Consider the following 22,210-nt stretch of genomic DNA (forward strand, 5'->3'; position numbering starts at 1 on the left):
TTTCCCCTCACTCGGAACTACCGGTGGCTCTTGTTGGTCTTGGTGGCGTCGTGCGACATGTCCCAGGCGCAGTTGGAGGCCATGATCAACGCGGCGGTGAGGCCGATCGCGGTCTGGTCGAGGGCGTAGCCGATGCCCGCCGCGGAGAGCGGCCTGCCGACGCACTTGCGGAGCGCTCGGTGCCCGTTGGTGATCATGTAGATGCTGGTCCGCTTGACCTCGACGCGCGCCTTGCGCGCCACGGTCTTGCCGATGTTCGCCACACCGCGGCCGACCGCCTGCACGCCGCGCCCGACCGCACGGGCGCCGTTCGCCACCGCCTTCGCACCGCCGACCACGCCGTTCTTCACCGCGGTGGCGCCCGCGCGCACCTTGGCCAGCGCCTTGCCGCACTTGCCCGTGTTGTGCACGAGCACGTCCGCGGCACCGGTCACGACGTGGAAGGTGTGCACGGTGTCGACGGTCAGGTTGTGCACGGTCCGCTGTTCCGACCAGTACCGGACACCGACGACCGTGCCTTCCGAGAGCTTCTGCCCGGCCACCAGGTCACCGGCCTCGACCCACTCGCCGCCCGCCCAGAACGGGTGACCGTCGGTGGCGGTGAGGGTGGACGTGCGGCCCTCGGCCTCCACCGTCACCTCGACCATCTGCTTGACGCCGGTGCCGGTGATCAGGTCGGTCACGGTGAAGGCGCCGGTCCGCCCGGTCGTCGGATCGGTCGCCGCGACCTGGTCGCCGACCCGGACGTCCGCGATGGGCTTGGTCGAGCCGTCGCCCATGCGCACCGCCGTGTCACCGGTGAAGCTGTTCGACGCGACCAGCGCGCACGCCGCGCCCACGATCTCGTCGCCGTGCTTGGCGCCCATCCGCACGCCCTTGGCCGCACGCACCGCGCCGACGCCGTACGGGCCGGCGAACAGCGACAGCGCCGACACCCCGGCCCAGATGCAGCTCTCCGTGTCGCCCTCGGTGACGCACCGCTTGCCGTCGTTGTAGCCGCTGATCTCGGCGAGGCCGTTGAGCAGGGCCTTGCCCTCGGCCTTCCAGCCCTGCCACTTCGGCCACTTCCACGCGAAGCCACCGCCACCGGCGCCGGACTTGCTCGCCGCGGACGTGTTGCTCACCGGGTTGCCGGCCTTCTGCACGGCCGCGTCGTAGATCTTGTCCGTGCCGCGCTTGGCGTCGGCCACCACGTCGCGGTTCGCGCCGACCTGGTTCGCGGGCAGCTTCGGGTTGGAGGACACCGTCTTCGGCATGTTCGTCACCGGCGCGTGCGCCGCGCCCGACACGGTCCTGGGCGTGTGCCGCGCCGAGTACTGCGCCGCCGCCTTGGCCTGCGCGGTCACCCGCCGCTTGCGCTCGTACTCCGCCCGCCGGGCCGCCTCGGCGCGTTCCGCCGCGGTGGGCCCGCCGCCGCCACCCCTCTTGTAGCAGTTGCCGCAACTGCCGCTGCCACCCGGACCCGAGTACGCCGGGCCGCGCGCGTAGTCCGGGTAGGTGCCGCCCGCGCCCGGCGACTTCTTCCGCTTCGTGCCCGACAGGTTGTCCGCCTGCCGGCGGATCAGCCACGACAGGTCGGAGGCGTAGTCGCAGAAGATGATGCACTCGTAGGTCTCGACCCACTGGGACGGACCGTCGTCATCGTCGTCGAACCAGTCCCACGGCCACGACCAGTGCCCGTCCGGGTCGACCTGGCCGACCGGGTCGCCCGCGCCGTAGGTGTAGCGGTTGGCGCGGATGCCGTCGCCGCCCTGGAACGGGATGTCGTCACGCGAGTCGAACACGCCCGTCGACGGGTCGTACCAGCGCGCGCCCATGTCGACCTGGCCGGTGGTCGGGTCGGTCCAGTCGCCCTGGTAACCCAGCGGCCCGGTGTCGCCGGTCTTCGCGGTGACCTTGCCGAACGCGTCGTAGGACGTCCGGTCGGCCAGCGCCTGACCGTCCGGGGCGATGCCGCCGATCACGTCACCGTGGCCGTTGGTCACCGGCACGCGGGACGTCCCGCCCTTCTTGGTGGCCAGCACCTCGTCACCGGGGCCGCGGGCGAACGTGGCGGTGCCGTCCGACACCACCTGGTCGTCCAGGCCCGCGTAGGTGAACGCGGCGCCGTTGCGGGTGGCGACCCGGTCCAGGCCGTCGTAGGTGTAGGTCTGGCCGGTGGCGCCCACCATCCGGTCGAACGCGTCGAACGCGAACGGCTCGGTGTGCCCGGAGCTGGTGCGGCTCGCCATCGTGCCGCGCGGGCTGTAGGTGTAGGTGTAGTCGCCGTCCGACAGCAGCCGGTTGCGCTCGTCGTAGGTCGCGGTCTTGGCGCCCGCCTTGGTGCGGTTGCCCGCCGGGTCCCACTCGTACGCCGTGGTGACGCCGCCGGTCGTCGCCGACTTGAGCCTGCCCGCGGTGTCGTAGGTGTAGCCGGTCTCGACGCCGTTCTCGGTCTTGCTCGTGACGAGGTCCAGCTCATCGCGATTGTATGCAGTAGACGAAATGCTCTGCCCGGCCGAACCCGCGAGGATATCTGTATACAGTCTACCGTAGTCATCATACGAGAGCGTCCTGGTGCGACCCGCGCCGTAGCCGATCGTCTTGAGCGCACCGGCCGCGTCGTAGCCGTAGGTCTGGGTGACGCCCGCCAGTCCTTCGGCGACTGTATGCAATCGACCCTTGAGGTAGGTGTAGGTGGACGTGCCGGCGGCGTCACGGCGGGTGGTCTGGTTGCCGTCGCCGTCGTAGCCGAACTCCGCCGTGCCACCGGGGCCGGCCGTGGTGAGCAGGTTGCCGCGGTCGTCGTAGGTGTAGGTGTCGGCGCCGACGCGGGTCACCTGGCCGAGCAGGTCGTAGACGACGTCCCGGCCCGTGGTGGGCTTCTCGGCGCCGCTGCCGGTCTCGGTGGTGAGCTGGTCGGCCGCGTCGTAGGTCCGGGTCCGCACCACGCCACCGGGCGCGGTCAGCTTCACCTCGTTGCCGTTCGCGTCGTACTCCGACGTCCACGCGCGGTCGGTCGGGTGCGCCGCGGTCGCGGGCTCGATCACCTTCTCCGGCAGACCCCACGCGTTGTACGTGGTGATCGTGCGGTGCCCGCGCGGATCGGTGTAGCGGGTCAGGTTGCCCGCCGCGTCGTAGCCGAACTCCTGTACCACACCTTCCGGCTCGACCTGCCTGACCAGCCTGTTCCCGGCGTCGAACTCGAACGTGGTGGTGTTGAGCTTGGCGTCGGTGACGGACGTGCGGTTGCCCGCCGCGTCGTAACCGGACTTCGTGGTGCGCAGGACCGTGCCGTCCGGCTTCAGCTCCGACTGCGCCACCTGGTCGCCGAACAGGTCGAACGCCAGGCGGGTGGTGCGGCCGAGGCCATCGGTGACCCGCACCGGGTTGCCCGCCGCGTCGTAGCCGTGGTGCGTGGCCACGCCCGCCGGGTCGGTCTCCTTGACCAGCCGGCCGAGCGTGTCGTAGGCGAATGCCGAGGCGGCGCCCGAAGGTGCCACGGTCGAGATCACGTTGCCCAGGTCGTCGTAGCGCTGCCACGCGGTGAACGTGCCGGTGGTGGGCTTGCGCTCGTACTGGGTGGAGGTGATCTCGCGGTCGAGGTCGTCGTAGGTCGACTCGGTCCGCGCGCCGTCCGGGCCGGTCGTGGACAGCACCTGCCCGGACCGGGTGTAGGTGAAGCGCCAGATCGCGCGGCCGGTGTGCGCGGGCTCGTCCCAGGTGACCAGGCGGTCCAGCTGGTCGTAGGCGAACCTGGTGGCGTGGCCGCGGGCGTTGACGACCTCCTTCACGTTGCCGTTGCCGTCGTAGGACGCGGTCACCCTCGGCGTGACGCCCTGATAGGTCGGCGACATCGTGGCCACCACCCGGCCGAGGCGGTCGTACTCGGTGGTCGACACGTGGCCCAGCTCGTCGGCCGACGCCACGACCTCGTCGAACGTGTTGTAGCCGGTCTTCGTGGTCGGCTTCACCGTCGTCGGCGCGCCGCCGTCACGTTCCACCGCCACCGCCGCGCCCGTGGCCGTGACCTGGCGGCCCAGCTCGTCGAACCCGTACGTGGTGGTGTTCAGCCGGGGGTCGGTGACCGAGGTCTGGTGCCCGCGCTGGTCGTAGGTGAACTTGCTGACCCGGTTGGTGGTGCCGTCGGTGACGGTCTCCTCGACCACGTTGCCCACGTCGTCGTGCCGGTAGGTCACCGTCTCCGGGGTCTCGGAGACCTCCCACGGCACGTTGGACGCCTTGCCGCCGGTGACCGCACGGGTCACGTTGTCGCCGCCGTCGTAGGAGTAGGTGGTGGTGCGGCGCAGGCCGGTCGGGTCGACCACGACCGTCGCCACCCGGCCGAGCCGGTCGTGGGTGTGCTCGGTGACGGACTTGCCGTTGGCGGTGACCGAGCGGGTCAGGTTGCCCGCGCCGTCGTAGGTGTTGTCCGCCAGCACGAAGTCGCGCTTGCCGCCATCGGGGTTGTCGAAGTCCTTGAGCACCTTGCGGCGCAGCAGGCCGTCACCCCAGTACTGGAACTCGGTGCGGCGGCCCATCGCGTCGGTCTCGCTGGCCAACCGGCCCGCGAAGTCGTAGGACAGCGACTTGACCAGCAGGTGCCCGTTGGCCGGCGCGGGCGCGCCCGCCGGGTCGCTGCGCCAGTCCCGCAACCGCACCTCGGCCAGGGCGCCGCGGCTGGTGTAGGCGAAGTCGACCCGGTTGCCGTTCGGGTCGGTCTGCGAGGTCAGGTGGCCGAACGCGTCGTACTCGTACGACGTCTCGTTGCCCTCGGCGTCGACCTCGCGGGTCACCCGGTTGTGCTGGTCGTGCTCGTACGTGGTGACGCGCGGCTCGTCGTTGCCCTGGGTGTCGGCCTCCTCGACCCGGGTGAGGTTGCCGTCCACGTCGTAGGTGTTCGTGGACCGCCGCTGGTGCTTCTCGCCGGTGACCGCGTCGGTGGTGAGCGGGCCGGTGGTGGTCTGCGGCCGTGACATGGCGTCGTAGGTGAACGTGGTGACGACGCCGGCGGGGAAGCTGTCGGAGACCTCCTTGACCGACGCGCGGCGGCCCAGGTTGTCGTAGGTGTACTCGATGACCAGCCCGCTCGGCTGGGTCACCCGGGCCAGGTCGCCGTTGTTGTAGTAGGCGTACCGGGTCGTCTTGCCCCGCGCGTCCACAGTGGACGCGAGCAGCGCGGCGGGCGGTGCGCCGCCGTTGACGGCCGCCTCGGCGCCGTTGGTGTAGGTGTGCTTGACGAAGCTGCCGTCCGGCGCGGTCTCCTGCAGCACCTGGCCGGTCGGGTGGTAGCTGAACGAGGTCCGGTAGGCGGGGTCGGTCGCGCTCGCCGACCGGCCGTCCCGCGTCTCCAGCGGCAGGAAGTTGCGCGGGTCGTGCTCGTCGGTGACGGTCGTCGGGTACGTCTGGTGGCTGGTGTGGCACTGGGTCGCCGTGCGGCAGGTCTTCTGCGACGTGATGTTGCCGCGCGCGTCGTAGCCGAGCGTGACCGTGTCGCCGTTCTCGTCGGTGACGACGCTGAGCTGGCCGTTGTCGTCGTAGGAGTACGAGCGGATGCTCATGCCCTCGGCGCCGTAGCGGACGAACACCGGGCCGCCGGAGCTGTTCGGGATCGTGGTGCAGAACGACGGGTCGTTCGGGTCGGGCTTGCTGCACGTCTCCGCAGGCGGTGTGGGTGTGGTCGTCGGCTCGCCGGGCCGGTCCTCGGGACGTGCCTCCAGGCCGAGCGGTTGGCCCAGGCGCAGCAGCCAGCCGCCCAGCGCGTCGTACTCGTACAGGCTCGGCCGGTTCGCCGGGTCCAGCACCTCGACCGTGCGGCGCAGGTCGTCGTCACCGCCGTAGACCGCGGGCGGGCCGATCCGCCACGTGCCGCCGTCGTCGTCGGTCTGCTCCTTCACCCGGTCGCGGGTGGTGTCGTAGGCGATCGAGGTGGCCACCTTGCCGCTGGGCAGGGTGATCTTCGACAGCAGGTCGGCCTGGTTGTCGGCGTTGCGGTGCGCGGTCGTCGACTGCGGCCCGACCGGGCCGGAGTAGACGGCGACCTCGTCGATCACGCCCGCGAAGTGCCGCTGCGGCGTGGTGCCCCAGGCGGGCCACGTGCCGGTGGCGTAGGCGGCGCCGATCTGGTTGAACGTCAGCTTCTCGTGGTCGACCTGCCTGCCGGTCAGCTCGCCGACCTTCGCGCCGTCGAGGAACAGCGCCTGCGTGGTGCCCATCGAGCTGAGCACGACGTGGTGCCACCTGCCGTCGTTGACCAGGGTGCCGCTGGTGATCGGGGCGACCGCGCCGACGCCGAACTGGCCGCGCAGCTTGCCGTCCGTGCCGACGTACAGGATCGGGACGCCGGTGGTGGACGCGCTGCCGAGCGCCTTGTCCTGGTAGCCGAGCAGCGGACCGCCCGAGCCGGTGACCGAGGACTTGAACCACAGCTCCACCGCGCCGTCACGGCTCTTCTTCAACGTGCCCTTGGGCAGCTCGACCGCCGACGTGGTGCCGTTGAAGGACGCGGCGGTGTCGGTGGCGTTGATGCCCGGCGTGTTGAGGGTGACGTTGCGGTAGGTGCCGGTGTCCTTGCCGAGGTTGATCGACACCTCGCTGGCGGCGGCCGTGCCCTCGGGTTCGCCGAGCCGCCAGTACGACTCGGGGCGCGAGTCCAGCACGGTGGTGCGGTAGTGCGAACCGGCCGCGTACTCGTAGGTGGTGCAGGCGGTGCCCGCGCAGGCCTTGGTGAGCAGGTCGCCGGTGTAGGTGTAGTTCCACGTGGTCTGGTCGGCCTTGACCGCGGTGACGTGGTTGCCGGTCCAGGTGAACGTGACGAACCGGCCGGCGGTGTTGGTCTGGCTGTTGGACACCTGGGCCTTGAGCAGCTTGCCGGTGGTGGTGTCGTAGGTCAGCACGACCGCGCGGTTGGCGCTGTCGGTGATCCGGTTGAGCCTGCCGTTGAGGGAGAACTGGTAGGTGGTGCCGGACAGGTCGAGCAGGCGCCACGCGGTCGCGTCGACGGTGAGCTTGGCCTGGCGGCCGAACGGCGCGGCGAACGTGCCGTCCGCGTTGCGGCCGAACCGGACCTGCTGCCCGTCCGGGTAGGTGATCACGACGTTGCCGGAGCCGTCGTCGTCCGGGACGAGCTTCATGTCGTACCGGGTCGACCAGCCGGCGCCGAACAGGCCGTCACGGCGCGGGTCCAGGCTGTTGTACGTGCGCACGACGCGCAGCTCCGGGCCGACCGTGGTGACCGAGGCGTCCACGGCGGCGGTGGAGTAGTTGCCCGTCTGCGGGTCGAACTCCTGGTCCTTCGTGCCGTACGGGCCGCCCGCCAGGCGAGAGGTGATCTCCGGCTGCGGCACGCTGGTCAGGATCGTGGAGTACGGCGAGATGATCTCGTTGGTGGCGTCCTTGACGTACGCGCGCCAGTCGTAGGCCTTGCTCCACTTCAGCGTGCCCGCGGGGACGGTCCAGGCGGTCTTGGCCTGGTAGCCCGAGTTCACGCAGTTGACCGGCTTGTTCGCGGCGTCACGCTCGCAGACCTCGAACTTGAACTGCACGGTGACGCTCGGCGGCGCGTCGACGTCCAGCGCGCGGGCCCACAGCTGCGGGGTGAGGGTGGGCGTCTGGTAGCCGTTCGGCGGGTACAGCTCCTGGACCACCGGCGGGATGTCGAAGACCTCCAGCACGATCCGGCCGGGCGGCACCTGGTGGTCGGTGAACACCGGGCCGCCGGTCTTGACCATGGTGAAGTCGAGGAAGTACTTGCCCGGCGGGAGCGCCTTGACGGTGGCGTCGAGGGTGACGCGCTGGTTGCGGCTGACCGTGGCGGTGAGGTTGGCCGAGCGCTGCTGGACGACCGACGCGCCGGTCTTGGCGTGGTAGGCGCGGTAGGCCAGGTAGTAGTCGCCGGGTGCCCAGGCCGAGGCGCTCTTGTTGGTGACCGCGATCTTGACCTTGCCGTCCTGGTTCTGCAGGACTGGCGGGTTCGGCACCGGGTTGGCCAGCGCGTACGTCGCGTTGTACGGGCTGTGCGTGACGTAGAGGCGGGGCGGGTTGGCGGTGGCGGGGCCGGTGAACTTCTTGCCCGAGCCGTCGCCGCTCGCGCGCAGCGAGATGCCGTGGTTGGCCTGCTCCCCGTTCACCCACTTCTGCACCAGGGCGCGCCCGCCGCCGCCGAGGTTGATCAGCTCGCCCGCGGTGGGGCACGCGGAGGACGACTGGCCGAACGCGATGTGGCCGTGGGCGAAGGAGCGTTCGGCGAGCTGGCGGCCCGTGGCCGGGCCCGGGAAGTCGACGTCGTCGCTGGACGCCCAGCTCTGCGTGACCGGGTGCACGGTGACGGCGCGGGGACGGCACGAGTCGGCGTCGTAGTTCACCAGCCAGAGCTGCGCGCCGAAGATCGTGTGGTGGCGGAGCTTGTCGACCAGGCTGCCGAACCGCAGGTAGGAGGCGGCGTTGGGGCCGACCACGAGCGTGTTGCCGCCGGGGGACGACGACGTGCCGTTGACGTACAGGCTGCTGTCGGCGGCTTCACCGGTGACCGGGAGTTGGACGGTGGGGTCGACCGCGACCGGGTAGGCGGCTTGGTCCAGCCAGCCCCGGTCGAGCGTGAGCTGGAGGGCTTGGCGGCCGTGGTGGCTGGTCAGGGTGTAGGTGACGGCGGTGGAGCGGTTGCCGTTCGCGTCGACCATGTCGCCGGGCGGGATCACCGCCCTGGTCGTGTTCGACCTGTCCTTGAGCAGCACCTGGTTGTGCTCGACGTGCGCGGTGAGGTTCTTGAGCGTGAGGGGGAACGTGAAGGTGGTGGCGCCGGGGCGGGTGAGGACCAGGGTCTCCTTCACGCCGCCCGGCTGCGACTCCAACTCCAGGTCCACGCCGGGCTGGACCTCGGTGTAGGCGGCCGTGCTGCCGTTCGCGGCGCCGTCGACCTTCTGGGCACCGGCCAGGCCGTAGGAGACTTCGTGGTCGGCGTCGACCCGCAGCGTGGTCAGGTGTTCGGCGTCGGCCCGGCGGGCCACCCGGACGTCCACCTGGTCGGCGGCGTTGTGCCAGCCCTGGTCGTCCGGGACGAGCCGCGGCTCGATCGGCTTCCACCGGTCGCCGTCGCGGTAGTTGACGGGACCGGCGGAGAACTCGGTGGTCTCGGTGCCGTCCGGGTTCGTGTAGACCTTCTCGTACTTGGTGCGCGCCTCGGGCTTCTCCTGGCTCTTGCCCTCTTCGAAGCCCTTGGCCTCGGTGACCGGCGGCGCCTCGACCGACGCGGTGTTGTGCGGCCGGACGTCCCACTCGACCTTCGGGTAGCGGGATCTCAGCGACTCGGGGACGGTGTTGTTCCCGGGTACGCCTTCGAGGTGGTCGGGGTCGGCCTGCGCCTCACCCCACCGCTGCCCCGGCCCCGGCACCAGCGCGGTGTCCGCCGCGTAGGTCTCCGACCGCCCCCAGCCGTTGACCGCGTCACCGCCGCTGGTCGCGGTGACCGCCAGCACCGCCGCGACCGCGACCACCTTCGCCGGACCCGACGCCCACAGCGCTCCGAGCAGCCCGGCTTTGCGCACACGCGACGACATACCGCTCCCCCAGTCGACTCAGCAGGCCGACGGGGACGCTAAGCACCCTCACTTCCACCCGACTTCCGTTCCACTTCCACCCCCGAGTCGAACGCTCAAGCCCCGCGTGTCGAACGCTCAGGCCCACCGAGTCGAACGCTCAGGTCCCCCGGGTTCAACGTTCACGACCGGCGGGTGCCGTCCTGGAGGCAGAACTCAGCGGTCCTGGAGGTTCGACACGCGGGACCTGGAGGTTCGACTCGCGGCTTCGGCTTCGGCGAGTTGCCAGGGTGAGGACCAGCGGCGGGCCAGGGAGACGGCTTGGTGGTGGTGGGACGCGGCCTCGCGGTGGTGGCCGGCGGCCGACTCGGCGTTGCCCAGGGCGATCAGCGCGCCCACCTCGGTCTCCCGGTTCTCCTCGCGGCGGGCCACGGCCAGGGCCTCGGTGGCGGCGCACCGCGCGCGGTCGACCTCGCCGGCGTCGGTGTCGACCAGGCTCAGGCCGATCAACGCCGACGCCTCGCCGTAGCGGTTGCCCAGGTGCCGGTGCAGCGCGCACGCCGCCATCAGGTGCTCACGCGCCCCCGCCAGGTCGCCGTACGACCGCAGCACGTGCCCGAGGTTCACCCGCGCCACGGCCTCGCCCCACTGCGAGCCGTCCTCGGTGCCGATGGCCAGCGCGCGGCTCAGGTGCTCCAGCGCCTGGTCCGGGCGGCCGGACTGGCGTTCGGCGAAACCCAGGTTGTTCAACGCCATCATCCGGTCGGTCCGCGTCCCCGCTTCCAACGACCGGGTGAACAGTTCACTCGCCTCGGTGAACCGGCCGGACGCCAGCAGCGCGATACCGAGACTGTTCGCGGTCGCCGCCTCGCCCTCCGGCCAGTCGGCCTCGCGGTGCGCCAGCAGCGCCGCCTCCAGGTGCCGGATCGCCTCGTCCCGCCGCCCGAGATGCACGCACGCCGCGCCGATGCCCTGCCGCATCAACGCCTCCACCCGCGGCACCCCGCGCGCCGCCTCCAGCACCGGGAACGCGACGTCCAGCCACTCCGCCCGCAGCCCACGGTGCAGGAACACCGACCGGATCGCGTCCGCCAGGTACCACGCCGCCGGGTGCGGGCCGTGCACGGCGGCGTGCCGCAGCACGGCGGTCAGGTTGGCGTGCTCCGCCTCCAACCACGCCACGGCCTCGGCGGACGACGCGAAGTCCACTTCGGACGCCGGGTCCGCGTGCCGGGGCAGCCGCAGCGGGTGGCGGCTGAAGTGCCGGTCCACCGCGTCCGCCGCCGCCAGGTGGAACTCCACCAACCGCTCCCACGCCCCGTCCTCGCCGCCCAACGTCCGCGCGTAGTCGCGCACCAGGTCGTGGAACCGGAACCGGCCCGGCCCGTGCCGCTCCACGAGGTGCGCGGCGGCCAACCGGTGCAGCCGCCGACCTGCCTCGGCCACCGGCACGTCCAGCAGCGCCGCCGCCACCCGCGGCGTGAAGTCGGCACCTGGCACCAGGCCCAGCAGCCGGAACAGGCGTTGCGAGCACGGCTCCAGCGCCGCGTACGACACGGCGAACGCCCTGGTCAACGGGCTCTCGTCGGCACCGTCCACGGTCAGCCCGGTCAACGGGTCGGCCCGCAGCGTGGCCACCAGGTCGTCGACCCGGTGCGCCGAGCCCTCCGGCCCGAGGTTCGCGGCGGCGACGCGCAACGCCAGCGGCAGGTGGCCGCACAGGCGGGCCAGCTCGTCCAGCGAGTCGGACGACTCGACGCCCAGCACGCCGGTGAGCAGGGCCCGGGAGTCGGCGGCGGGCAGCACGGCCAGCGGCAGCGACCGCGCGCCGGTCCGCGCGACCAGGTCGCCCAGCCGGTGCCGACTGGTCACCAGCACCATCCCGGACGGCGGCAGCAGCGGCCCGACCTGGTCGGCGTCACGCGCGTTGTCCAGCAACACCAGCACGTCCCGGTCCGCCAGCACCGTCCGGTACAGCGCGGCCAGCTCGTCCACCCCGGACGGCAGCCGCTGCTGCCCCAACGCCCGCAGCAGCTGCGCCAGCGCCGCGGCGGGCGGCACGGGCTCGTGGTCGGCGTCGAACCCGCGCAGGTCCACGTACAGCTGCCCGTCCGGGAACCGGTCCCGCGCCCGGCGCGCCCAGTGCACGGCCAGCGCGGTCTTCCCGACCCCCGCCGCACCCGTGATCACCCAGATCCCGGCGTCGTCCAACCGGGCCAGCTCCGCGTGCCGCCCGGTGAACCCGCGCACGTCGTGCGGCAGCTGGGCGGGACGCACCACCGGCGCGGGCGCCGGCTCGTCACCCGCCGGCGCGTCGCCCTGCAACACCTGGACGTGCAGCTCCTGCAGCTCGCGCCCCGGCTCGATGCCCAGCTCGTCGGTGAACCGCCGCCGCGTCTGCGCGTACACCGCCAACGCCTCGGACGTGCGGCCCGACCGGTGCAGGGCGAGCATCAACGCGGCCTGCAGCCGTTCCCGGAACGGGTACTCGCCGCAGGCCCGGCGCAGCTCGCCGATCACGTCCGCGTGCCGCCCGGCGCGCAGCTCGGCGTCGAACAGGTCCTCCACGGCGGCCAGCCGCCGTTCGTCCAGCAACCGGCTCTCCCGGTCCTGCAACGCCTCCGTCACCCCGCCGAGCACGGGGCCCTCCCACAGCGCCAGCGCGTCCCGCAGCCGGGCCGCGCCCGCGTCCAGCCGTCCTTCGGCCAGGTCGACCCGGGCCGCCGCGACCGCGTCGCCGAACACCTGCACGTCCAGCTGGCCGGGTGCCACCTCGATCAGGTAGCCGGGCGAGCGGCGCACGATCGCGGACCGGCCGAGGAGCTTGCGCAGCTCCCAGACCCGCACCTGGAGCTGGCCGCGCGCGCTGATCGGCGGCTCACCGTCCCAGACGAGCCCGATCAGCTGTTCCTCGGAGACCACGCGGTTGGCGTTGAGCAGCAGCGCGGCCAGCACGGCGCGTTGCTTGGGCCCGCCGAGCCGGACCGGCTCGCCGTCGAGGTGCGCCGCGACCGGGCCCAACAACCGGTAGCGAACTCCCCCCTCGACCACGGACGTCATCCTGCCACCGAATTCCGCGAATTCAGGAGGGAAAAGTCTCGTAAATCACCTCGACCCGTTGTTCTATATTCAGACGGATTTCATTAAGTTGCAAGTCACCTGTTGTTCACCAGAACGCGGGTGGACGCCGTGCCGAGACCTGTGGGCCCGCGCAGCGCTTGCGGCGCGAACGCGATCTCCCCGCCGCCGAAGTGCTTGGCCAGGTCCGCGTCGTGGTAGCGGACGACCTCCCGGTGCCAGTTGAGGATCCCGGCCAGCCAGTCCTCGAGCTCGGCGGCGTGCGCGGTGAGCGCCTGGCGCACCTCCGGCCCGAGGTCGTATTCCTCGAACAACGCGGGCAACTCGACCGCGACCGAGTGCCGGAACTGCTTGAGCCGGGCGTTCGCCAGGTCGGTGGCGATGCCGAACGCCCGGTCCAGGTCCACGTCGAGGAAATTGCGCACGACGAGCACCAGGTTGTGCACCTCGCCCTCGAACTGGATCTCCTTGCGGTACGAGAAGAGGTCGTTGAGGATCGTGGCGTAGTCCATCGCCGAGTTCTCGATGTTGCGGATCGCACGGGTCCGGTAGATCTCGTCGGGCACCAGCCGCCCGTGCCCGAACCGGGCCAGGCTCATGGTCAGGTCCGAGCCGAACGTCCGGCGCCGCATCTCGACGTAGTCGACCGGGTCCGGCACCCGGTTCTCGTGCTGGTTCTTCAGCTCCCACAGCCAGCTGTCGAGCATCAGCTCCACGGCGTGCCGCAGCTGCCGCCGGTTCTCCGGCGGCATCGGGCCCGTGGTGCGCTGCCAGACGTCGGCCAGCCCGCGCTCCAACGGGGTCACTGGGGACGGCGGAGTGCCGTCCAGCGGCATCATCTGCTTGAGCCGGTCGGTGGCGGCCTTCGCGACGGCCAGGTCGGGTGTCCGGCCGAACACCACCGGGTAGTAGTCGTCGCCGTAGGTGCCCCAGGTCAACCACAGCGCGTTGATCTCCAGCTCCTCCGCCGTGGCATCCGGGGCGATGCCCGCCGAGCACAGCGCGAGGTCGATGTCGCGCAGCCTGCTCTCGGTCCAGACGCGCGGCACGTCGTCGAAGATGCCCATGGCGCGGGCCCAGTCGACGCTCTTCTCCCGCGCGTCCGCCCAGTGCGGGCTCAGCCGCAGCTCGAACGGCATGTCCAGCGCCGGTTCCGGCATGGGCGGTACCTCTTCGAACGGCACGTGGCTGAAGCTGCGCAGGCGTTGCGGCGCGGTGGCGACGAACGCGCGGACGGCGCTCGTGCCCAGCCCGGTCGGGCCGCCGAGCACCGGGTTCGCGGTCACCGCGCCCTCGTTCATGTAGCGGCTGGAGCGGGCGTGCCACTCGTGGCCGCCGGACTGCCAGTCCTGCAGGCCCTTCACGTACGCCAGCACGGCGAGCCTGCCCGCCGGGTCGACGGCGTGCTCGTCCAGCAGCAGCGGCACCTCGGTGACGGCGGTGTGCTCGAACTGGTGCAGGCGGGAGGTGAGCAGGTCGTTGACCGCCTCGGCGGCCTCCTGGGTCGGGATGTCCAGGAACTTCTCCAGCACCAGCACGCCGTTGCTCAGCTCGCCCTCGTCCAGCACCTCGCGCTCGTAGGAGAACAGGTCGTTGCGGAGGTGCACGGCGTCGGCGAACGTGTCGCGCAGGACGCCGATCGGCCGGCTCAGGGCGATCCGGGCGGGCACCTCCAGGCCGGTGACGTGCTCGACCAGGTTCGCCGACCACGGCGCGCCACCCACCTTGCGGCGCATCTCGATGTACTCGATCGGGTTGCTGAGCCTGCCCTCGGAGATGTTCAGCAGCTCCCACATGGACTCGTCCAGCAGGTGCTTGGTGTTGTCCGCGAACCGGCGGCGCCAGTCCGCCGAGTGGCTGCCGACGGTGCGCTGCCACAGGTCCGCCAGGCCCTTCTCGACCGGGTTCGTCGGCTCCTCGGTGATCGCGCCGTCGACCGGCATGAACAGCGGCAGCCGGTCCAGGTAGGCCTTCGCGCCCGCCACGTCCGGGTGACGCTTGTAGAGCTCGACGAAGTGGTCGTCGAAGTAGAAGACCCACACGTACCAGTCGGTGACCAGGTCGAGGTCGTCCGGCGAGGCGTCCGGGTGGGTGTAGGCGCAGAGCAGGGCGTAGTCGTGCGAGTCGAGGTCGCGCTCGGTCCAGATCACCGTGCCGTGCTGCGGCACGTCGATCATGTCCATCTCGTACGCCCAGGTCTTCGTGTGCGCCCGCGCCCGTTCCAGGTTGGGGTTCAGCCGCGCCGGGTGGGGCAGGTAGAAATCCGGCAGCTGGAACGGCTGCGCCATCGGCTCGCACCTCTCGTCGGGTCACCTGCTGGGTGTACCGGGTGTACGCAACCAGTGCCGGGGTGTGACGGCCAAGAGTTCCCGGTGCTGATCCACACGTTCGGGCACCCGGGTCCGCCCGACCGGCTCAACGCGGTACTGCTTTGGGTGGTCGCCGGGTGGGCGGGCGAGGCGGCGAGCGGTGAAACCGCCACGCAGGCTGCACACTGGACGACGTGCCCCGCTTGGAGCCGTTCGACGTGGACTTCTTCGACTCGGCACCGCAGCGCCACAGCTACGTGCTGGACCTGCCGGTGTCACCCGAACGTGTGTGGCGTGGGCTGGCCGCCTCCAACCCGCTGTGGTGGTGCCGGCTGCTCTCGTCGGTCGAGTACACCTCGCCTCGCCCGTTCGGGGTGGGTACGACGCGGACCGCTGCGGTGCTGGGCGTGCTGCGGCTGCGCGAGGTCTTCATCCGCTGGGAGGAGGGGCGGCGGCAGTCGTTCGCGGTGGACTCGGCCAACCTGCCGGTCTTCCGGCGGTTCGGCGAGGACTACCTGGTGGAGCGGTCGGGCGAGGGCTGCCGGCTGACGTGGACGTTCGCCTACGAGCCGGCGTTCAAGGTGGGCGGCCGGCTCAACGCCGTCGTGTTCGGCTCGCTGGTCGCCGACACGAAGCGGCACTTCAGCGCCTGAACGTGCTTGCGGAGTGTTACTCACTAGGCCGAGAAGTGCAGTAGATCACGCCCAGATGGGTGATTCACGGGATTAGGTTAGGCTCCCCTCATGTCCAAGGGAGACGCGCTGCTCGCCGGTGAGGAACTGGTTCTCGCGCACCACGACCGCGCGGTGGTGCACGGTGTCTCGCTCGGGCTCCGCGCGGGCACCGTGACGGCGCTCGTCGGGCCCAACGGGTCCGGCAAGTCGACCGTCCTGCGGTCCCTGGCGCGACTGCACCGGCCGCGCGAGGGGAACGTCCGGGTGGGCGGGCGGTCGGTCTGGGGGCACTCCGCGTTGTCCGGCAAGGAGTTCGCCCGCAACGTCACCCTGCTCACCCAGCAGCGGCCGACGCCGTCCGGCGTGTCGGTGCGCGACGTCGTCTCCTACGGCCGGTACCCGTACCGGACCGGGTGGCGCGGGGTCGACCTGGAGGGCGGCGCGGCGATCCAGCGCGCCATGGACCTGACCGGCGTGACCCCGATGGCCGACCGGGGCGTGGACGAGCTGTCCGGCGGCGAGCTGCAGCGCGTGTGGCTGGCGTCGTGCCTGGCGCAGCAGACCTCCGTGCTGCTGCTGGACGAGCCGACCAACCACCTCGACCTGCGCTACCAGGTCGAAGTCCTCGACGTGGTGCGCGACCTGGCGGACGACCACGACGTGGCGGTCGGCGTCGTGCTGCACGACCTCGACCACGCGGCGATGATCGCCGACGAGGTCGTGCTGCTGAGCGAGGGCCGGGTCGTCGCGGCGGGCGGGGTCCGCGACGTCCTCACCGGCGAGCACCTGACCCGGGCCTACGGCGTCACGGTGCACGTCGCCGACGACCCGGTGACCGGCGCGATCCACTGCCGCCCGCTGGGCAGGCACACCCCGCGACCGGCCTGACCCCTTCCCCCTTCACCCCTGAGAGGTACCAGCGATGCGCTTGCTTGCCCCTGCCCTCGTGACGGCGGCCGTGCTGCTGTCCGCGTGCGGCACGACCGAGACGCCGACGTCCACGCCGACCGAGTCCGCCGGCGGGCCGGTCACCGTGACCGACTCGCGCGGCAAGGAGGTCAAGCTCGACTCCCCGGCCAAGAAGGTCGTCACGCTGGAGTGGGCCGAGACCGAGACCGTCGCCTCCCTGGGTGTCATGCCGGTGGGTGTCGCGGACGCCGCCGGTTACAAGACGTGGGACGCGGTGGTGCCGCTGACCGGCGACGTGAAGGACGTCGGCAAGCGCAACGAGCCCAGCGTCGACTCCATCGTCGCGCTCGACCCCGACCTGGTGATCATGGCCAAGGGGCGGGACGAGACGCTGGTCGGCCAGCTGGAGAAGTACGTCCCCGTGATCGTCACCAAGGCCAGCGACGCCTCCCGCAACCTCGACCGGCTGCGCGAGGACACCAAGATGATCGCCCAGGCGATCGGCAAGGCCGCCGAGGGCGACAAGCTGCTGTTCGAACTGGACACCGCACTGGCCGACGGCAAGAAGGCGGTCGAGGCCGAGGGCGCGACCGGCACGCCGTTCGTCATGGCCGACGGCTGGCTGCAGGGCAGCACCGTCAACATCCGCCCGTTCGGCAAGGGCTCGCTGGTCTCCGACACCGCCGAGGCGGTCGGCCTGAAGAACGCGTGGACCGGCGAGGTCGACCCGCAGTGGGGCCTGGGCGCCACCGACGTCGAGGGCCTGACCGCGCTCACCGACCCGAAGACGATGCTGTTCTACAGCGCCTCCGAGGACGACGTGTTCACCACCGGCCTCGCCGCCAACCCGGTGTGGCAGCGCCTGCCGTTCGTGGTGAACAAGAAGGTCGTCAAGCTGGAGCCGGGCACGTGGACGTTCGGCGGGCCGAAGTCGGTCATCAAGGTCGCCGAGCAGTTCGTGAAGGCTGCCACCGCCTGATGATGCGCACCGCCGTCGTGACGGCGGGGATCGTGGCGCTCATCGCCGTGCTCTCCGCCGTCCACCTCACCCAGGGCACCGCGTCGACCGGTGTGCTCGACGTGCTCCAAGCCCTGGTGGGCAACGGGGACGCGCAGACCCTCGCCGTGCTGGAGGGTTCGCGCGTGCCGCGCCTGCTGGCCGCGTTGCTGCTCGGTGTCGCCCTGGGCGTCGCCGGTGCGGGGATGCAGTCGGTGGCGCGCAACCCGTTGGCCTCACCGGACACGCTCGCCGTGAACGCGGGCTCGCACCTGGCCGTGGTCTCGATCGCGGCGTTCGGGCTGAGCCTGCCCACCCTGCCCGCGGGCGGGGCGGCGTTCGTCGGCGGCCTCGCCGCGTCGGTGATCGTGCTGGGGCTGTCCGGCGGCGGTTCGACCAGCCCCCGGCTCGTGCTCGTCGGCTCGGCGGTCATGTTGACGCTGCAGTCGGCGACCATCCTGCTGCTGCTGATGTACGAGCAGGAGACCACGGGCCTGTTCGCCTGGGGCTCCGGCTCGCTGACCGTGAGCGACCTGAACGCGACCGCCCAGATGACCCCGGTCGTGCTCGTGGCGGTCGCCGCGCTGATCGTCATGGGCCGGTCTCTCGACATCCTGGCCCTGGGCGACGACAACGCCACCGTCCTCGGCCTGAAGGTGCGCCGGACCCGCGTGGGCGCCGTCCTGCTGACCGTCGCCCTGACCGCCGCGGCCGTCACGGTGGCCGGCCCGATCGGTTTCGTCGGCCTGAGCGCCCCCGTGATCACCCGCCTGCTCACGCCTTTCGTCCCGGGCCTGGGCAAGCACCGGGCACTGCTTCCGGTGTCCGGCCTCGTCGGCGTCGTGATCGTCCTCGGCGCCGACGTGCTGCTGCGCGCCATCATGGGCTCCGCCGCCGCCGTCCGCGTCCCGACCGGCGTCATGACCACCATCGTCGGCGCCGTAGTGCTGATCTGGCTGGCCCGCCGCGGACGGTCCAGCGGCACACCGCGCCAAGCCCCAGCGGGCCGCGTCGGCGTCGCCACCTCCTCCCGCCGCCTGGTGATCACCTCGACCGTCCTGGCCGTCCTGCTGATCGCCGCACCGACCACCGGCCTCATGCTCGGCGACCGGTTGGTATTGCTGGGCGACCTGGCCAACTGGTTCGCGGGCCGCACGGGCACCGCGCTGACCTTCGTGGTCGACCAACGCCTACCCCGCGTGCTGGCGGCCCTGGTGGCGGGTGCCGCCCTCGCCGTCGCCGGCTGCGGCATCCAGTCGGTGAGCCGCAACCCCTTGGCCGAACCGGGTCTCCTGGGCATCACCGCCGGTGCAGGCCTGGGCGCGATCACCCTGATCACGGCCGTGCCGATGGCCGGCGCCTGGCACATCGCGGGTGCCGCCGGCGCCGGCGCGATGGTCGCCTTCGCGCTGGTCTACGGCCTGGCCTGGCGGTCGGGCCTGGACTCGGACCGACTGGTCGTCATCGGGATCGCGATGTGGTCGGCCGGAATGGCACTGATCACGCTGCTGATCGTGACCTCCGACCCGTGGAACACGGCCAAGGCACTGACCTGGATGTCCGGCTCCACCTACGGGCGCACCCTCGAACAGGTCCTCCCCACCGCCCTGGCCCTGGCCCTGCTGACCCCGATCCTGTGGGCCCGACACCGCGAACTTGACCTGCACAGCCTCGACGAAGACACACCACGCGTGCTCGGCATGCGAGTCGAACGCTCCCGCCTGGTCATCCTCGTGGCAGCGGGCGTCCTCGCCGCCACCGCCGTGTCGGCCATCGGCGTCGTGGCATTCGTCGGCCTGGTCGCCCCACACCTGGCCCGATCCTTGGTCGGCGGCCGCCACAGCCGCGTCCTCCCGGTCGCCGCAGCGGTCGGCGCGGTACTCGTGAGCGCGGCGGACACGGTGGGCCGAACCGTCATCGCACCAGCGCAGGTACCCGCGGGCCTGGTGATCGCCCTGATCGGCACCCCGTACTTCGTCCTCGTGCTCTGGCGAACCCGCGAAATGCGCACCTGACCACCACCCCGACAACCACGCCACACGCCTCCCCGCCGCCGGCCGGCCGTTTTCTCCGGCTAACGTGAGTAATGCGATTCAGGTTGTCACCGGTTGCATCCTTCACCCAGAAGAATGACACGATGCAGGAGCCCGCACCGGGCACCGGACGCAGTCGATAACCGCCGTTCGCCGGGTTCGACACCTCGGGGCCCTCACCGACGCAGAGACCGGAGTGCACGAGCCGAATCGGCGGTACCGGGCGCAGAATCGGCGGCGTCCCGGACTTCCGGCGGTGCCAACCCTTCCACTCCGGTACCTCCCCCGAGGCCGGCCGCCGGCATGGCACAACGGCTCAACGCATGTGTTCAACCCAAGTGCTCGCGCAGCAGATACCCGGTCTGTTCGTCCAGCTCAACCGCCGCCCGCGCGAGCAACGCCCGCAGCACCGGTGACTCCTCCACCCCCACCTCCAACGGCGCGACGGTCCGCCGCCGCCACGGCACCGACTCCAGGGCACGTGACATCCGCACGGCGTCCGCCCGACCGCGCCGCGCCAACCGCTCATCCTCCCCAACCACCACCGTCAACGCCGCACGCAGCTCGGCCACCGGCCCGATCCGCCGCGCCAACCGGTACCCGGCCAGCCGCACGGCTCGCCGTTCGTCGGCCAGCAGTTCCCACGGCAACTCCTCCGGCACCGACCGCACCGCCACGGTCGCCTCACGCACCACCGCCGACGACGGGTCGCGCAGCATCGGCCGCACCCGGTCGTCCGGCACCTGCTCCAGCAACCGCAGCGCCCGCACCGCCCGTGCCCTGATCGTCGCCGACGGGTGCGCCAACAGCTCCACCAGGTGCCGCCCGTCGCCACCCACCTCGGCGAACCCGTCGATCGCACCCGCCGTCACGCGCGACCGGTAGTAGGCCGGCACGTCCACGCCTTCCCGTGACGCCACCGCCCGTGCCAACGCGCGCACCAGCGACGACGTGTCGTCCAAGTACGCCACCACTTCCGCGTCACGCCCCGCCCGCACCAGCCCGGTCAACGCCTGCACCCGCACCTCGGCGTGCGGCGACGCGGCCAACCGCCGCAGCACCTCCACCCGCCCGGTCCACACGCAGTCCCGTGCCGCCGCTTCCGCCGCCGCGGACCGCAACCGCACGTCGGGAGCCGTCAACGCGACCGACACCTTCCGGTCCAACCGCCACGTCCCCACGCCGAACGCGAACGCGCGCACCTCCCGGTCCGGCGACTCCAGCAACGACTCCAACGGCGCACGGGCGTCCACCGCGGTGGCGAGGAGTTGCTTGCGCACGAACGACCCCCGCAACCACCGCTCGACCCGCAGACCCACCCCCAGCGCGGCGGGAAGGTACCGGGCGGGATCGTCGTGCAGCAGTTCGGCCAGTCCCGCACCGGCCGCGGCACGCACCTCGCGCACCCAGTCGCCGGACCGCAGCACCAGGAACGGCACCAGCTCGGGCAGCGGTCGGGCGATGACCTCCCGGACCGCCCGTTCCCGGATCCGCCCGTCGCCGTGCGTGGTCGCGAGCGCGATGCCCAACGGCGACGCGATCCCCTCGCCGAACCGGGAAAGGCTCCTCGACACCTCGGGCCGCCTGGTCCACTTCCACCACAGCGCCCGCCGGGCCACGGCGTCCAGCCGGATCAGCTCACGTGGCCGACGCGCCAGGGTCGCCAACGCCGCCGAGCCCGCCGCCTCGTCGCCCGACGCGTCGATCCCGGCGAGCAACAACAACACCGGCTCGACTTCGTCCCACCCCACGCGGTGCGGCTGGTCGAGCAGCCGTTCCAGTTCTTCCACCACCGCATCGTGACGCACCCGAGCCCCACCGGCCGCCCGATTTCCGGGTCATAACCAGACGGCATGGGCACAGGTCTTGGACACCACACCCGTCCGCTGCCGACGATCGGAGCCATGGACGACGGGCAGAGCGTGCGCAGGCGGACGTTGTTGGCAGGCGCCGGAACGGCGGGTCTGGTCGCCGCGAGCATCGGCGTGGCCCGGGCACAACCCGACCACGGACAGCCCGCTCCGGGTGACCTGCGGGCCAGGTCGCCCTGGTCACCGGCGCGGCGCGGGGCATCGGCCGGGCCACGTGCCTGGCGCCGGCCCGGGCGGGCGCGGGCGCGGTGGAGCAGTTGATCACCCCTCGAACGGCATCTGGAGTGCACATGACCGAACACCTGTCCCGGGCCGACGTGCTGCGCGGCCTGGGTGCGACGGCGGTGGGCGTGGTGGCGGGCTCACTGCTCGGCACCGGCACCGCGTCCGCCACGGTCGACCACCCGAACGTGAAGCTGATCAAGGACTACTACGCGGCCTACGCCTCCGGTGACGTGGCCGCCCTGCGCCGGTTCTTCGCCGACGACATCCGCTGGACGATCCCCGGCCACCACCCGCTGTCCGGCACGAAGGTCGGCATCGACGAGGTGCTGGCGTTCTTCGCCGAACTCGCCGAAGCCGGCTTCCGCGCCGAGCCGATCTTCCTGGCCGCGGACGGCGACTGGGTGGTCGACCTGCACCGCGGCTGGAGCACCCGGCCGGCGGGCCTGGACATCACGTGGGCGCTCGCGTTCCGGATCCGCGCGCGGCGGATCGTGGAGGCGGTCAACTTCGCCGCCGACCAGCACGCGGCCGACCGGTTCTTCTGGCAGGCCTACCCGTTGGCCCCCATCCCGAACCGGCTGGCCGCGCGCTGACCGGCACCG

General features: G+C 71.7%; 9 protein-coding genes. 5 read left to right on the forward strand and 4 right to left on the reverse strand.

Annotated features, from left to right (window positions below):
* Positions 1-17: 17 nt before the first annotated feature.
* The 3 genes from B0I31_RS11570 to B0I31_RS11580 form a co-directional block, all read right to left on the reverse strand.
* Positions 18-9,533, reverse strand: coding sequence for an RHS repeat-associated core domain-containing protein (locus B0I31_RS11570; protein ID WP_106615290.1), 9,516 nt, complete (start codon positions 9,531-9,533; stop codon positions 18-20).
* Positions 9,534-9,728: 195 nt separating this feature from the next.
* On the reverse strand, positions 9,729-12,563 hold the full coding sequence (locus B0I31_RS11575; protein WP_181320107.1) for an AfsR/SARP family transcriptional regulator: 2,835 nt from the start codon (positions 12,561-12,563) through the stop codon (positions 9,729-9,731).
* 104 nt (positions 12,564-12,667) lie between these two features.
* Positions 12,668-14,878: a terpene synthase family protein gene (locus B0I31_RS11580; RefSeq protein WP_106615292.1), complete on the reverse strand. Its 2,211-nt coding sequence runs from the start codon at positions 14,876-14,878 to the stop codon at positions 12,668-12,670.
* Between the two features lie 215 nt (positions 14,879-15,093).
* Between B0I31_RS11580 and B0I31_RS11585 the strand changes: the two genes are divergently transcribed.
* The 4 genes from B0I31_RS11585 (at position 15,094) to B0I31_RS11600 (ending at position 19,494) form a co-directional block, all read left to right on the forward strand.
* Positions 15,094-15,552: an SRPBCC family protein gene (locus tag B0I31_RS11585; RefSeq protein WP_219910661.1), complete on the forward strand. Its 459-nt coding sequence runs from the start codon at positions 15,094-15,096 to the stop codon at positions 15,550-15,552.
* 90 nt (positions 15,553-15,642) lie between these two features.
* Positions 15,643-16,461 (forward strand): ABC transporter ATP-binding protein, encoded by an 819-nt coding sequence (locus B0I31_RS11590; protein ID WP_106615294.1) that lies wholly within the window; start codon positions 15,643-15,645, stop codon positions 16,459-16,461.
* 34 nt (positions 16,462-16,495) lie between these two features.
* Positions 16,496-17,461, forward strand: a complete 966-nt coding sequence (locus tag B0I31_RS11595) for an ABC transporter substrate-binding protein (protein ID WP_106615295.1) — start codon at positions 16,496-16,498, stop codon at positions 17,459-17,461.
* Entirely contained in the window at positions 17,461-19,494 is a 2,034-nt protein-coding gene (locus B0I31_RS11600; RefSeq protein ID WP_106615296.1) for an iron ABC transporter permease, read from the forward strand. Before B0I31_RS11595 ends, B0I31_RS11600 begins: the two co-directional genes overlap by 1 nt.
* Before the next feature lie 347 nt (positions 19,495-19,841).
* Here B0I31_RS11600 and B0I31_RS42545 read toward each other — a convergent pair whose 3' ends face one another.
* Positions 19,842-21,302, reverse strand: coding sequence for a hypothetical protein (locus B0I31_RS42545; protein ID WP_219910662.1), 1,461 nt, complete (start codon positions 21,300-21,302; stop codon positions 19,842-19,844).
* Between the two features lie 371 nt (positions 21,303-21,673).
* Between B0I31_RS42545 and B0I31_RS11610 the strand changes: the two genes are divergently transcribed.
* Positions 21,674-22,201, forward strand: coding sequence for a nuclear transport factor 2 family protein (locus B0I31_RS11610; RefSeq protein ID WP_106615297.1), 528 nt, complete (start codon positions 21,674-21,676; stop codon positions 22,199-22,201).
* The last annotated feature ends 9 nt before the right edge of the window (positions 22,202-22,210 follow it).

Origin of the sequence: Saccharothrix carnea, from assembly GCF_003014735.1 — a bacterium.
Taxonomy (GTDB): domain Bacteria; phylum Actinomycetota; class Actinomycetes; order Mycobacteriales; family Pseudonocardiaceae; genus Actinosynnema; species Actinosynnema carneum.